Consider the following 13,754-nt stretch of genomic DNA (forward strand, 5'->3'; position numbering starts at 1 on the left):
CCACTTACTTGCTGATGTTGACCAAATTAATTATAGCCCGAATTCTACATCAGCGTTTCCTTGCGGTCTATTTTGGACAAGATTGCCTGCGTTTCTTAGGTCAGTTGTAATTCATCAATCACACGCTGTACTTTCGCTTTTAACTGAGCGTAGGTGTCGTCAAAGGCTTCTTTGCTTTCGAGCGGCTCACGAACGCTAACGTAAAACTTTATTTTCGGCTCTGTACCCGATGGTCGTGCTGATACTTTTGTGTCATCGGCAGTGAAAAATTGAAGCACGTTCGACGATTCGATACCCATTTTTCCCGCTTCAATCGCTGATATCTGGCCACTTTGTGCGTCTAGACGCGTTAATTCTTTGTAATCGTCAACCCGAACCACCGGCGATCCGGCGATTGATTTAGGCGGATTGGCCCGGAAATCGGCCATCATTTGCTGAATTTCTTCAGCTCCAGCTTTTCCTTTTTTCGTTAGTGAAACCAGCGATTCGTAATAGAAACCATTTTCCTGATACATGGCCATCAGCATATCGAACAGGCTTTTACCCTGATCTTTAGCATAGGCGGTCAGTTCGGCAATAATGGCGCAGGAGGCAATAGCGTCTTTATCGCGCACAAAATCGCCGATCAAGTACCCATAGCTTTCTTCGCCCCCGGCAATGAACTGTTCTTTACCTTCGAGTTCACGAATAACTTCAGCAATGTATTTGAAGCCTGTTAGCGTGTTGTAGCAGGTTACACCATACCGTTTGCACATCTGATCGATAAGGTCGGTTGTAACGATGGTCTTAGCTACAAACTCCTTGCCGGTCAGTTTGCCCGCGTCTTTCCAGGCATTGAGCAGGTAATAAATAATCAGGCTGGCCATCTGGTTGCCGTTGAGCAACTCAAATTCGCCGTGGTGATTGCGGGCACCCGCGCCGACACGGTCAGCATCGGGGTCGGTGGCCATAATCAGGTCGGCATTGAGCGAATTGGCCAGATCAAGCGCCAACTGCATAGCCGCCCGTTCTTCGGGGTTTGGCGATTTCACTGTTGGGAAATTACCATCTGGAACAGCCTGTTGCTCAACAATATGAACGTTGGTGAAGCCTAACGCATCGAGTACACGGGGCACGAGCGTAATACCCGTTCCATGAATGGGTGTGTAAACGATATTCAGGTCGGCCTGGCGTTTGATAACATCCGGGTTGACCGCATTCGACTTTACCCGCTCCACATAGGGCGCGTCAATTTCTTCGTCAATCAGCTGAATTCGCTCAGGAACGCCTTCAAACTTGATGTCGTCAATAGAGGTGATTTTATTCACCTCGTCGATAATAGCTTTGTCGTGCGGAGCAACCACCTGCCCACCATCGTTCCAGTAAACCTTATAGCCGTTATATTCCGGTGGGTTGTGCGAAGCCGTAACGACAATACCGCTCTGACAACCCAACTGACGAATGGCAAATGATAGTTCGGGCGTTGGGCGCAGGTCGCTAAAAAGGTACACCTTAATGCCATTAGCCGAAAAAATATCGGCAACCAGACGCGCAAACTCCGGGCTCATCCGGCGGCTGTCATGGGCAATGGCAACGCTAATATCTTCGCCCGGAAAGGCTGCGTTAATGTAGTTGGAAAGTCCCTGCGTAGCGGCTCCAACGGTATAGCGGTTCATGCGGTTCGAGCCCACGCCCAAAACCCCCCGCAGGCCACCGGTGCCAAATTCCAGGTCGCGGTAGAACGAGTCGTTTAATTCGGTCGTGTTGCCGGAATCAATCAGGTGTTGAATCGATTCTTTAGTAGCGGCATCGTAGTTGCCACTAAGCCATTTATCAACACGTTGCTGGGTAGGAGAGTCTAGGGTTATTTCCATTGGTTAAGGGTACTGATTTGAATTTGGTTTATTTAAGTCAGACGTTTATAATTTGTAATGAAAACAGCGCATTGATGAACTAGTGACGCGCTAAGTTGCATAGAATCATTGTTTTTCCTGCATAAGTGACTCAGCAATTAGCTCATCAAACACTCTTATCTTATCAATTCGGTTATGATGCAATGACTTCGTTTAAGATTCTAAACTGGTTAAAATACTGGTTGTCAACTAAACGAAATGGTTTTGGCAAGATATGAGAATAACTTCAACAACAGGGACGCATTGCAGATGCCCTTTAATCAACTAGACGAACGGGTACGTATCGAAGAAAGCTGATTTAATTTCTCCGCCAAAATTACAATTCCCCCTTCGTGAACCAAACCTGTAGGGTAGAATCAGGTGCGTTTTTGATCAAACGAACCGGCAAGACCCGCAACCTTATCAATCCCACCAGCCATTGGGTTAAACGGTGTTCGGCTGTACGGTTCCCCCAAATATTTTATTCATTCACGGTGGTCTGGTCCGTCCACCAACAGCCTTTTGCATTTCCAGTGGTAGCCGAACATGAGTTAAGCCAGTTGGTTGACTGGATTGGTAAATCCCTGAAAAAACCCCAACTCCGGTGGGAATTGGGGCAGATACTTATTCGAAAAAACAGGTAGATTATTTTAGAATCGGCTCCAGAGCAACCCGGTTTTCATTGAGCCAGTGGTGAATATCGGTCACGATCTCACGGATGCCGAGTTCAGGTTTCCATCCGGTACGCGCCGTTACGTTCGTGTTGTCAGTGATGTAGAGCCGGATGTCGGCGGTTCGATTTTCGGTAACTTGTTTGATCGGGATAGTCTTGCCGGTTACTTCCTGACAGATTTGGGTCAATTCCTGCAACGACGCGCTACTTTCCAGGCCCCCGCCCGCATTCATAATCTCGCCGTTTACATCGCCAAGATTATGTAACTGCCAGTCAATCAACCGGCAGAGGTCGGAAATATGGAGCATGTCGCGGGTTTGTTTACCCGTACCGCCGTAGCCGATGTAGGCAAGCTGCTGTTCAAAATAGTGTTTGGCAATCCAGAGAACCATAACGCCCTGATCGACCTTACCCATCTGCCACGGACCCGTAATAACTCCACATCGATTAATGACTGTTCGCAAACCGTAAAACTCATTGTATTCCTGAATCAGGAGTTCCGACGCTAGTTTGGTTGTGCCGTAGAGCGATCGTGCCCCAGTAAGGGGAAAATCCTCGGCAATACCCCGCGATGAAACACCTGGCACAGGTTGATTATCGGTTAGGACAAAGCGTGTATCTGTTTCGTCGAAATTGAGCGTTTCGAGGGTTTTAATTGGATAAACCCGACTCGTTGACAGGAAAATGAAGCTGGCTTTGTGCTTTAAGGCGTAGTTTAGGCAGTTGACAGTGCCAAACAGGTTGGTATTTATGAGGTAATCGGGCGTACCATCCAGACCGGCTAACACCGATGGTTCTGCTGATGCTTCGATGACAGTGTCTACGGCAGGCAGGGCGTCAAAATCTTCTTTATTCCGAATGTCGCCGTGCAGAAATTCAATACCGGTTGCTTTCAACCGAGCCAGGCTTAATTCTGATCCACGACGTTTAAGGTTATCGAGTGCAAAGATCTGGTAAGTAGGATAATTCTGTTTCAACGAAATAGCCAGCGATGAGCCAACAAACCCGGCTCCGCCAGTAATGAGAATTTTCATACGTTAAGTTGTAATGCGTTTGAGCTGGACGTTTTCGACCGGGCGGATAACCAATGGTACTTTCTCGATTTTAACCGAACTACTGTCCAGGCCGAACCAGCGATCTTCGGGCGTAGTAAACCCTTTAATGGTAAAATATAAATTCATAATAAACCGTTCGCGGGCGGGTAATTCGTTTTCAAACGACAGAAATTTTTCCAGCACAACGAAGCGAAAATCGCCGATAACATTCTGTCGGCTAAGTGATTCGTAGCGGCTCGTAATATCCACTTCTTTGTTTTTAACCATGTCTTCGATCACCTTCCGAAAGAACAGGTTGATACGTTGCTCAACCCGAAAGCCTAATTTAAACGTCACTTTATAGGCATCGTCGGGAGCAATGGTATTCACTTTATACTCCATCGTATAAGGGTCATCGGTTGTATCGACGTGAACGAACCAATAAATGTCGGCTCGTTTCGGGCGCTTCTGGAAGATGGAATAAATGATTTTTGACTCAATTTCTGACTGCCGGGCTGCATTGCTCATAAACACAATGTGCGTGGCGTATTTCGGAATACTTATGTCGCGGCTGAGTTCTTTAATAGCCTGCGTATACTGATCAATTCGGACATATTCTGTCAGGCGAAGTTTGATCTGGAATGCCTGGAGCCAGATGTACATAATTCCGGCAATGGTAGAGCCGATGAGTACCGATACCCAGCCGCCGTGTGGGAATTTGATCAGATTAGCGACTAAAAACGAGCCTTCGATACCCAAGTAAACAACCAGAAATAACACTACCCACCACGCCTGATACTTATGCGTATAGAGGTAGTACGAAAACAACAGGGTTGTCATCAGCATTGTCAGGGTAATGGCCAGACCGTAGGCCGCATCCATATTTGATGACTCCCGAAAGTAAAGTACTATGCCCACGCAGCCTGCCCAGAGCAACATATTAACGCTCGGTACATAGAGCTGTCCTTTCTGAAGGCTTGGGTATCGTAGTAGAACTTTAGGCCAGAAATTCAGGCGGATGGCCTCACTGATAAGCGTGAAAGACCCAGTAATAAGCGCTTGACTGGCAATAACCGCAGCGGCTGTTGCAATGACAATGCCTATGGTTAGGAACCAGGGGGGCATGATGGCATAGAACGGAATCCGGTCTTTCAGTACTTGTCCCTGCATGCTCACAAGCCAGGCACCCTGACCGAAGTAATTGAGTACCAGACATGATTTGACAAATATCCAGCTCACCCGAATGTTGGACCGACCGCAGTGGCCCATGTCGGAATACAGAGCTTCGGCACCGGTTGTACACAGAAAAACCGAACCTAAAAGCCAAAAACCACCCGGATACTCGACTAATAACCACCAGGCGTAATACGGATTAATGGCCGCCAAAATACCCGGAGCGTGTGCAATCTGAATGGCACCGAGCGTGCCCAGCATCACGAACCAGACGAGCATAATAGGGCCAAAGGCTGTACCGATTACATTGGTCCCGAAAGCTTGAATCAGAAAGAGAATCGTTAAAATCGCGATAACGATTTCAATAATTTGTAGATGGGTAATGGCCGGGTAAAGTAGCCTTAGCCCCTCCACTGCCGACGAAACCGAAATGGGTGGTGTAATTATACCATCGGCCAGCAGAGCGGCACCACCAATAATGGCGGGGAGCGTGAGCCAGCGGGCATGCCGCCTAACCAGTGCATAAAGCGCAAATATGCCGCCCTCACCCCGGTTGTCGGCTCGCAGGATCAGGATGACATATTTAACCGTCGTTTGTAGTGTCAGCGTCCAGAGAACGCAGGAGAGGGCTCCACGCACTACATCGGCCCGAATTATATTTTCGGAACCAATAATAGCCCGGAGCGTGTACAAGGGCGACGTACCAATATCGCCGTAGATGATGCCCATTGCCACCAGTAGACCGGCAGCCGAAACGGTGTCTATATGTTTCTTATCTTCCATAAAATAGGCTTACACCTTCTTGCATTACGAGCGGGTCAAAACGGCGCAAAGATAACCGATGTTTAGCTTCATTAATGCTAAGTTAACCGAAAGTTACATGATATAAGGAGTGCTCAGAGCGAGCCTATAGCTGGTACCAGATAGAACTCCAATCACGGGAAATAGCTTGCTACAACTTAGTATTACTAAGATACATGCTGCCAGCTTATAGTAAAATAATGAGCGCAAAATGTCCTTATAGTTGACATTGACAAACTTTACTGGCTGATCATTGCCCGCAAAGTCGATTTAGTCAGGGGGAAGGGATGTGTATTGTTGATTGACGGAAACCAAAGTATCGCTTAGCCCGTATGTATTGGGGCCGCTCATATAATCTGTTCGGGTTTTGTTTAATTAGGTGTGTTTGGTAGATGGCTCGTTTCGTTAACGAGCCATCTCTTTAACAGTGTAGCTTTTATATCGCAGCAACTTTATCTACGTGGGATAGTTAAATCTCAATAAATTAACCTACTATTTCTGGCTATTTTGAATAAGGGCTACGTAAAACCGGATCATATTCTGGTAATCCTTCACACGTATGCGCTCATTTGTACCATGAACACCTTGCGTTTCGGCATCATTCAGGGGCAAGGGCGAAAACCGATACGTAGCCGGTGTGAGCGCTGAATAAAACTTAGAATCTGTAGCCCCGAGCATAACATAAGGAGCCACCGCTACGTCGGGAAAAATACTCTTGATCGTCTGGTGAATTGTTTGAAAAGCGGGTGCTTCAGGATCTGATAAGGGTACGGGGTCATTCCCTTTACCCAAAATACTGACGGTAATGCTATCGTTGTCAATGACTTGTTTTACCCGCTCAATAACTCCGTCAACCGTATCGCCCGGTAGCAACCGAAAGTTGACCGTAGCCAGTGCATCAATTGGGAGCACATTGTCTTTAGCCCCGGACTTAAAAATAGTGGGTGCCGTTGTAGTACGGAGAGACGCATTAGTCGATTTTGTCTGGGACATTATCCGTTTGATGACCGGTGCAAATAGCCATTGGTTGGCCAAAACGACTCGCTGTCCAAATGGAACTTCTGATGCGAGGTAATCTAATAAGTGATCGACGCCACCATTTAAACGGGCCGGAAAAGGGTTGTGTTCCAGTTTACTAACTGCTTCAGCTACCATACCGATGCTTGTTTGTTCGGGGGGCATTGAGGAGTGCCCACCTTTGCCAATTGCCGTAAGTTCCAGGCTTAGGTATCCTTTTTCGCTAATGCCGATGAGAGCCACTGGCTTTTTGATACCGGAAACACCGTCGGTTTTGATAACTCCGCCCTCGTCCAGAATATAGTCGATTGACACTCCTCGTTTTTTCAGCGCAGCGGCAATAGCTTGAGCACCTTGCCCCGATGTTTCTTCGTCCTGTCCAAAGGCCAGCAGTAAGGTTCGTTCCGGTTGAAAGTTGGTGCGTAACAAATACTCGACCGACTCTAACACGCCTATCATGCCCATTTTGTCGTCAAGTGTGCCCCGTCCGTATAGGTATCCGTCCTCAATGATACCCCCAAAAGGTGGACGTTTCCACATGCCTTGCGTTCCCTGAATGACCGGAACAACATCGTAATGAGCCATCAGCATAATCGGTTTTAGGGCCGGGTTTCGTCCTTTCCATTCGTAGAGCAGACTATACTGGTTGAAGGTCTCTTGTTTCAGGTGTTGGTGAATAAGCGGATATGTTGCCCGTATGTAGGTGAGGAACTTGTCAAACTGTGTCGTATCCGTTAAGGCAGCATCGGTGTACGAAACAGTAGAAATTCGAATGGCTCCGGCAAGCCGTTGAATAGATGAATCGGGTACGACGATCGGTGCGGCTGCTGGTACATTCGTTAATTGGTGTGATGTCAGCCGGAACGTATTAACGAGTAAGACGACAACTAGTAAAACAAGTAGAAAGCCAATGATTCGCAAAAATGATCGCATGAGAAAGTATACAGAGATATTGACGTAGAGAAGTAACGAGGCATAGGAGTCTGCCTATGTGCGTTATAACGGTGTCCAAAATCGCCATTATTCGTCAGTATGCAATATTATTTGGCTGAAACAGTAAAATGGAGTATAAATGAGAGCTATTTGAGCTATCTAATGCAGGAAAAATACTAAATGTAAGTAGTTTATAAACGGACTTCTGCGGTTGAGAACGCTGCCTGTGTCAAGATTATATTAATACAGCGTTCTATTGCTCACCGTAAATCGTCGAGTTACAGGACGATGAAATTATTATCTGCACTCTTTATTGTTCTGCGTTTAGGTCAAGGTATCCCACAATAAATAGCCATTCAAAACGATTATAAGCCATGTCACAAACCACGATAACACCCGCATCCAACCCGGATTAGCAAAACGGCCCATTTTAGCTTTATCATTCGTGAATAAGACTAAGGGGACTACCGCAAAACTAAGTTGCAACGACAGGATAACCTGACTGAAAACGAGTAATTCGCTGGTGCCATGTTCTCCGTAAAGAATAGCCACCACCAGAGCCGGAACGATGGCTACTAAGCGCGTAATAAGCCGACGTAACCAGGGCTTAACACGCAGGTTTACAAAGCCTTCCATCACAATCTGGCCTGCCAGTGTACCCGTTAAAGTGGAGTTTTGGCCCGACGCCAGCAAGGCTACTGCAAACAGAATACCGGCCATCTTGACACCTAGAATTGGGTCGAGCAGACGATGGGCATCGGTAATGTCGGCAATTTGTTGATTACCCGAAAAGTGAAACGCCGACGCCGACAAAATGAGAATGGCCGCATTGATGAAAAATGCCAGAAACAAGGAAACTGTTGAGTCGATGGTGGCAAACTTAATAGCTGATTTGCGACCAATATCATTACGTCCAAAATCGCGGGTTTGTACAATACTAGAGTGCAGATACAAGTTGTGCGGCATAACCGTAGCACCTAATATCCCGATAGCAATATACAGCATGCCCGGATTGGTTACGACTTCGGTACGCGGCACCAATCCAGCTACAACGCTGGCAATGTCGGGCTTAGACACCAGCAGTTCATAGCCAAAACAACCCACAATCAGGAAAATAAGGCTGGCGACAACCCGTTCAAGTAGCTGAAATCCTTTGTTCTGTAAGTATAAAAGCAGTAACACATCTAAGGCCGTAAGGAGAATACCTATGGTGAGAGGCAGGCCAAACAGCAGATTGAGTGCAATAGCAGAACCAATGACTTCGGCTAGGTCGGTGGCAGCAATGGCAATTTCGGCCAGAAGCCACAAACCGATAGCAGTTGGTCGGCTAAAATGATCGCGGCAAGCCTGGGCGAGATCACGACCGGTAGCGATACCGAGTTTTAGAGATAAATGCTGAAGTAGAATAGCGAACAGATTGGAAATCAGTACTACAGATAACAGTCTATAACCGTATCGTGCACCGCCCGCAATATCGGTGGCCCAGTTTCCGGGGTCCATATAGCCCACCGCAACCATCATACCGGGACCAGCGTAGGCGCGTAGCGTCTTGAAAAAGCCCCCACCCGTAGGCACGTGCACTGAACTATGTACGTCGGCCAGGGAGTTTGTATTATTCTCCTGACGCCAGCCTTTCATCGACGTATTCGTTGCTTCCATTTTTTATTATTGTACGTTAACTACTCACGACAGCGTTGTTTGAAAATAAATTAATCCAGATTTGGATACTTACTGACAAACCCGAAATCAGGTAAGTAATCATATAACGTATCAAAGATAAGTATTGTTGAAATAAAAATTTAGATTAGTCTAAATTTTTAGAAAGTTTAACATAAAAACTACCTTTGCCGGCAAACTGTTTTAGTTTATTCAACTGTTCTGAATAAGCAGCCACCAACTTCATGCACTCGTTCACTGAAGAAAATTACCTGAAGACCATTTATTACCTCGCTAATCGTCAGCAGGGTGAAGTCAGTACGAATGCCCTGGCCGAAATGACATCGACAAAGGCCGCGTCAGTAACGGATATGCTTCGGAAACTGGCTGACAAACAGTTGATTCATTATAAAAAATATCAGGGTGTCCGCCTAACGGAAGAGGGCGAACGGCTGGCCTTGCAAATTATTCGGCGGCATCGGCTTTGGGAGGTCTTTCTGGTTCAGAAACTCGGTTTTGGTTGGGATGAGGTCCATGAAATTGCGGAAGAATTGGAACACATTCGTTCAGAAGAGTTGGTGACCCGTTTAGATACGTATCTGGGTCATCCTCAATTTGATCCGCACGGCGATCCAATTCCTACGCCCGCCGGACAAATGCCCGAAATGGGCTATCGGAAACTGTCAGAGGTGACGGCTGGGGAAGGCGTTTGCCTGATGGCGGTGCTGGAACACTCGACTGAATTTTTGAAACACCTCAATCACTCGAATTTAACCCTCGGCTGTATTGTAACGGTCAACGAGATCAATGCCTTCGATAAGTCGGTGCTGGTGCAGATTGAAACCGGTCGCACTATTTTTATCAGCTATGAGGTTGCCAAAAATTTGTTGGTAAACTAATAATAACGCGCCGTCGGTTTTAAGAAACCGCTGTGCGAAACGGCTCAGTAGGCCAGTTTTTAAGGAACCGACATCATAAAAAATGAAACTATTAGACGGCTATATTCTCAAACGCTTCCTTCAAACCTACATCTTCGTCGTGCTGGTCATTGTACTTGTAGTGGTTATGATTGATTACACCGAAAAGGTGGATAATTTTCATAAAACTCATGCCCCCGCCAACGCAATTCTGTTTGATTATTACCTCAATTTTATTCCGTACTGGGCCAATTATATTAGTCCGTTGATGGTCTTTATTGCTACGGTATTTCTAACATCACGGTTGGCGGCCCGAACCGAAATTATTGCCATTCTGAGCAGTGGTGTTAGTTTTGTCCGGTTGTTGTTTCCGTATATACTGGGTGCATCGGTGTTGGCTGTAGCCACCTATTTCATGGTTAACTATATAATTCCGAAGGCTAACAAAACCCGGATTGCGTTTGAGATAAAGTACATTAACGACGCCTATACATACTCCGGACGAAATGTACATTTGAAAATTGCCCCGAGTACCTATGCCTATCTGGAGAGCTACAATAACCAGAGCAACACCGGGTATAAGTTTACGATGGAGCGCGTGGAGGGCAACCAACTCAAGCAAAAACTTTCTGCTGACCATATTGAGTGGGACGCTAAAAAGAAGAAGTGGACGATCTATAATTATAAGATACGCACCATCAACGGCTTAAAGGAGACGCTTACGCCCGGCGTTCGCATCGACACAACGCTGAATCTGAAACCCGACGATTTTGGCTCTAATTTTAACCTTTACGAAACGCTCACCCGCCCCGAACTCAATAAGCGAATTGAGCTATTACAAAGTCGTGGTGCCGACGGTGTAGAGACTTATCTGCTCGAAAAATACAGCCGTGATACCCGGCCATTTGCCATTATCATTCTAACCGTCATTGGCGTAATCATGTCGGCCCGCAAGAGTCGCCGGGGGGTGGGCTGGCAAGTAGCACTGGGTTTCTTTCTGGCCTTTACCTATCTCTTATTTTTTATGTTGGCAAAAGGCATCGCCGAATCGGGTAACCTCAATCCAATAGTGGCGGTCTGGTTGCCAAACGCTATTTTTGCGGCTATTGGAGTGCTCTTGTACAATACCATTCCGAGGTAAGTTGTAAAGAGTGGTGCATGATAAAGAATGAATGTTCACCAATCTGGTATCATTTTTTCTTTATCACGCATCACTATTAATCCGTCCTTCATGGTTCACAAGCCTTCCTCAACCGACTACTTTCAACTTCATTTCATTGTTCTGATTTGGGGGTTTACGGCTATTCTGGGTAAACTGCTGGAACCACTCGACTCGTCGGCAGTGGTTTTATTTCGCACACTGCTGGCCGTTTTAGGCGTAACTATCGTGTTACTAATCCGCAGGCAGAACATACAGGTTTCGTCAGCTGATCGATGGGGGTTGCTGGCTACGGGCGGGCTAATTGGCTTGCATTGGGTCTTATTCTTTTTGGCGGCCCGGTTGTCCAACGTTTCGGTTTGTTTGGCTGGTATGGCTACCAGTTCGCTTTGGGCGAGTGTGTTGGAACCGCTTGTGCTACGTCGTCGGGTGCGTCCCATTGAGGTAGCCCTGGGCGCGGTTGTCATGGCTGGCCTTTATGTGATTTTCCGGTTTGAGTTCGATAAAGTTGTGGGGCTTGCAGTTGCCGTAGGTTCGGCTATGTTATCATCACTATTTACGATTATCAACAGTCGCTTTACGCACCGATATGATGCATTGGTCATCTCGTTTTATGAAATGATTGGTGCTGGGCTGGCTGCACTCGTCCTGTGGATTATAGTCCGGATGGCTGATCCACTCGAAGCGAATTCTACGGTGCAATATGTACCCGATTCGCCCATGCAATGGTTCTGGTTGCTGGTGCTGTCGATGATTTGCACCGTTTATGCGTACACAGTTGGAGTCCGGTTGTTGAGAAAGTTTTCGCCTTACCTGGCCATATTAACCGTAAATTTGGAGCCGGTGTATGGAATCGCACTGGCAGTGCTAATTTTTGGTGATACCGAACATATGACATCGGGGTTTTATGTGGGGACACTTGTCATTCTGGTAGCCGTACTGTCTTATCCATTCCTGAACCGACAAAAACCTACGTCAACTACACCCACCGGGGGCGATCTGGAGATAGATTTACATTAATAAAAAACAGGATAGAGGGCAAAAGTAAGGGCCTGATTTACTTCCGTACGATTTTTTGCATGAAACATCCGCTTATTGACCGGTTGGCGACCGTAATCGTTATCCTCTTGTTTTTACTGGCTTACGTGCCATTGTTGCTGCTGTCCCTTCACAATCATCCATCGGCTGCCGACGATTATTGCTTTGCCGATACAGCCGTGCGGTATGGATTCTGGCAGGCCCAGAAATTTTATTACGACGGATGGACAGGGCGCTATTTTTCCAATATGCTGGTTCATGGTAGTCCGCTGGTGTGGGGTTGGTATGATGGATACCGGTTTATTCCGGCCCTGATGGCTACAGCCCTGGCTGGCTCCATCTATGCATTAGCCAGTGAATTTTTACGGGGTGAGTCGCTAAAAAGTCGTTTAGTAGCGACGGGTGTGCTATTTTTCCTGGTTGTGATCGCCCTGCAAAGTACGGTCGAAGCATTTTTCTGGACAGCCGCTATCGCCACGTACACTGTTCCAACTATACTGACTATTTACTTGCTGGCCGTCATTATCCGGTGGTATCGACTACAGGCGGGCCCGATGAAATGGATAACGGCTTTATGGGCTGGCTTTCTTGTATTTGCCAGTGTTGGCTCCGGCGAAACGAACCTGATCCTCTTAATTTTATTGTTACTGACTATTGTGGGTTACCGACTGGTATTTCTTCGTCGCTTCGACCCTCTGCTGATCTGGTTGGTACTGGTGGCGCTGGTATCGGCTTGGTTGTTGTTTCGGGCACCGGGCAACGCCATTCGAATGGGTAGTAACCAGGCGAAGGCTGGCGAATTAGTTAAGTCTGTAGGATTATCATTTTTCTGGCTGGCCCGGTCTATGGCTGAGTGGCTTATTAAGACGCCCATTATACCCTTTTCGCTACTTTTTATACCCGTAGCCCGGCGGCTGGTTCGACATGGTAGTTCTGTGCGCGAGTTGTTTTTGCTCCCGGCTGGCTTACTAACCATTGTCTATCTGGGGTTATTGGCCGCCACAATTTTTCCATCCTATTACGGTTTGGGTATTCCTCCTTTCGCCCGAACCATGAACATTCTGTTTGTTTTCTTTGCCCTGGGCTGGTTCTATGTGCTGACCGTTTGGGTTGGTTGGCTGGACCGGCGAGGGCGTAGCCTGACACTTGTTCAAAAGTGGCCCGCACCGGTATGGTTACTAACGGGTATTTGGCTACTTGGTAGTATCGTATTTAGCAAGTCTATTAATCAACTCTATACAGATTGGTTAAGTGGTCATGCAGCTACCTATGACCGCGAGATGACGGAGCGCCATCGCCAACTAATGACATCGGCTGATACCGTTCGTTTACGGCCTATTAGTGTATATCCGCCCACTTTATTCGTTGAAGACATTAAGCCCGACCGTACCCACTGGTGGAACCGTTGCCAATCGGGTTATTATGGCCATAAAGTACTCGTTCTTGATTCTACCCTCACCGCCACCGCCAATTAGTAAAGGC

Annotated in this window: 10 protein-coding genes; 5 read left to right on the top strand and 5 right to left on the bottom strand. The window is 47.0% G+C overall.

Features of this window, described 5'->3' with window-relative positions; genetic code table 11:
- Positions 1–95: 95 nt before the first annotated feature.
- Positions 96–1,853 carry a phospho-sugar mutase gene (locus ACFS25_RS07060; RefSeq protein WP_381497979.1) on the bottom strand — a complete coding sequence of 586 codons (1,758 nt, stop codon included), beginning with the start codon at positions 1,851–1,853 and terminating at the stop codon, positions 96–98.
- Positions 1,854–2,224: 371 nt separating this feature from the next.
- Here ACFS25_RS07060 and ACFS25_RS07065 point away from each other — a divergent pair, with 371 nt between their 5' ends.
- Positions 2,225–2,515, top strand: coding sequence for a hypothetical protein (locus ACFS25_RS07065; RefSeq protein WP_381497981.1), 291 nt, complete (start codon positions 2,225–2,227; stop codon positions 2,513–2,515).
- Between the two features lies 1 nt (position 2,516).
- On the opposite strand, the gene ACFS25_RS07070 is transcribed toward ACFS25_RS07065, so the two are convergent.
- The 4 genes from ACFS25_RS07070 to ACFS25_RS07085 all read right to left on the bottom strand — a co-directional run bounded on the left by ACFS25_RS07070 (position 2,517) and on the right by ACFS25_RS07085 (position 9,161).
- Positions 2,517–3,578, bottom strand: coding sequence for an NAD-dependent epimerase/dehydratase family protein (locus ACFS25_RS07070; RefSeq protein ID WP_381497983.1), 1,062 nt, complete (start codon positions 3,576–3,578; stop codon positions 2,517–2,519).
- A 3-nt stretch (positions 3,579–3,581) separates the two neighbouring features.
- The gene (locus ACFS25_RS07075; RefSeq protein ID WP_381497985.1) at positions 3,582–5,534 is read right to left on the bottom strand and encodes a KUP/HAK/KT family potassium transporter; all 1,953 of its coding nucleotides are present in this window, start codon (positions 5,532–5,534) and stop codon (positions 3,582–3,584) included.
- 510 nt (positions 5,535–6,044) lie between these two features.
- Positions 6,045–7,502, bottom strand: a complete 1,458-nt coding sequence (locus ACFS25_RS07080) for a M20 family peptidase (RefSeq protein WP_381497987.1) — start codon at positions 7,500–7,502, stop codon at positions 6,045–6,047.
- A 324-nt stretch (positions 7,503–7,826) separates the two neighbouring features.
- Entirely contained in the window at positions 7,827–9,161 is a 1,335-nt protein-coding gene (locus tag ACFS25_RS07085; protein ID WP_381497989.1) for an Nramp family divalent metal transporter, read from the bottom strand.
- Between the two features lie 242 nt (positions 9,162–9,403).
- On the opposite strand from ACFS25_RS07085, the gene ACFS25_RS07090 reads away from it, so the two are divergent.
- The 4 genes from ACFS25_RS07090 to ACFS25_RS07105 all read left to right on the top strand — a co-directional run bounded on the left by ACFS25_RS07090 (position 9,404) and on the right by ACFS25_RS07105 (position 13,747).
- Positions 9,404–10,057, top strand: a complete 654-nt coding sequence (locus ACFS25_RS07090) for a metal-dependent transcriptional regulator (protein ID WP_381497991.1) — start codon at positions 9,404–9,406, stop codon at positions 10,055–10,057.
- A gap of 82 nt (positions 10,058–10,139) precedes the next feature.
- Positions 10,140–11,216, top strand: a complete 1,077-nt coding sequence (locus tag ACFS25_RS07095; protein ID WP_381497993.1) for an LptF/LptG family permease — start codon at positions 10,140–10,142, stop codon at positions 11,214–11,216.
- Between the two features lie 90 nt (positions 11,217–11,306).
- Positions 11,307–12,254: a DMT family transporter gene (locus ACFS25_RS07100; RefSeq protein WP_381497995.1), complete on the top strand. Its 948-nt coding sequence runs from the start codon at positions 11,307–11,309 to the stop codon at positions 12,252–12,254.
- A 59-nt stretch (positions 12,255–12,313) separates the two neighbouring features.
- Positions 12,314–13,747 carry a DUF6056 family protein gene (locus tag ACFS25_RS07105; protein ID WP_381497997.1) on the top strand — a complete coding sequence of 478 codons (1,434 nt, stop codon included), beginning with the start codon at positions 12,314–12,316 and terminating at the stop codon, positions 13,745–13,747.
- The last annotated feature ends 7 nt before the right edge of the window (positions 13,748–13,754 follow it).

Source organism: Spirosoma flavum (assembly GCF_042686045.1).
GTDB classification, from domain to species: domain Bacteria; phylum Bacteroidota; class Bacteroidia; order Cytophagales; family Spirosomataceae; genus Spirosoma; species Spirosoma flavum.

What these genes read in the sequence shown, in the direction of transcription:
- ACFS25_RS07080 (WP_381497987.1), bottom strand. Translation starts at nt 7,502, where the DNA reads ATGCGATCATTTTTGCGAATCATTGGCTTTCTACTTGTTTTACTAGTT.
- ACFS25_RS07060 (WP_381497979.1), bottom strand. Translation starts at nt 1,853, where the DNA reads ATGGAAATAACCCTAGACTCTCCTACCCAGCAACGTGTTGATAAATGG.
- ACFS25_RS07090 (WP_381497991.1), top strand. Translation starts at nt 9,404, where the DNA reads ATGCACTCGTTCACTGAAGAAAATTACCTGAAGACCATTTATTACCTC.
- ACFS25_RS07100 (WP_381497995.1), top strand. Translation starts at nt 11,307, where the DNA reads ATGGTTCACAAGCCTTCCTCAACCGACTACTTTCAACTTCATTTCATT.
- ACFS25_RS07070 (WP_381497983.1), bottom strand. Translation starts at nt 3,578, where the DNA reads ATGAAAATTCTCATTACTGGCGGAGCCGGGTTTGTTGGCTCATCGCTG.
- ACFS25_RS07075 (WP_381497985.1), bottom strand. Translation starts at nt 5,534, where the DNA reads ATGGAAGATAAGAAACATATAGACACCGTTTCGGCTGCCGGTCTACTG.
- ACFS25_RS07095 (WP_381497993.1), top strand. Translation starts at nt 10,140, where the DNA reads ATGAAACTATTAGACGGCTATATTCTCAAACGCTTCCTTCAAACCTAC.
- ACFS25_RS07085 (WP_381497989.1), bottom strand. Translation starts at nt 9,161, where the DNA reads ATGGAAGCAACGAATACGTCGATGAAAGGCTGGCGTCAGGAGAATAAT.
- ACFS25_RS07105 (WP_381497997.1), top strand. Translation starts at nt 12,314, where the DNA reads ATGAAACATCCGCTTATTGACCGGTTGGCGACCGTAATCGTTATCCTC.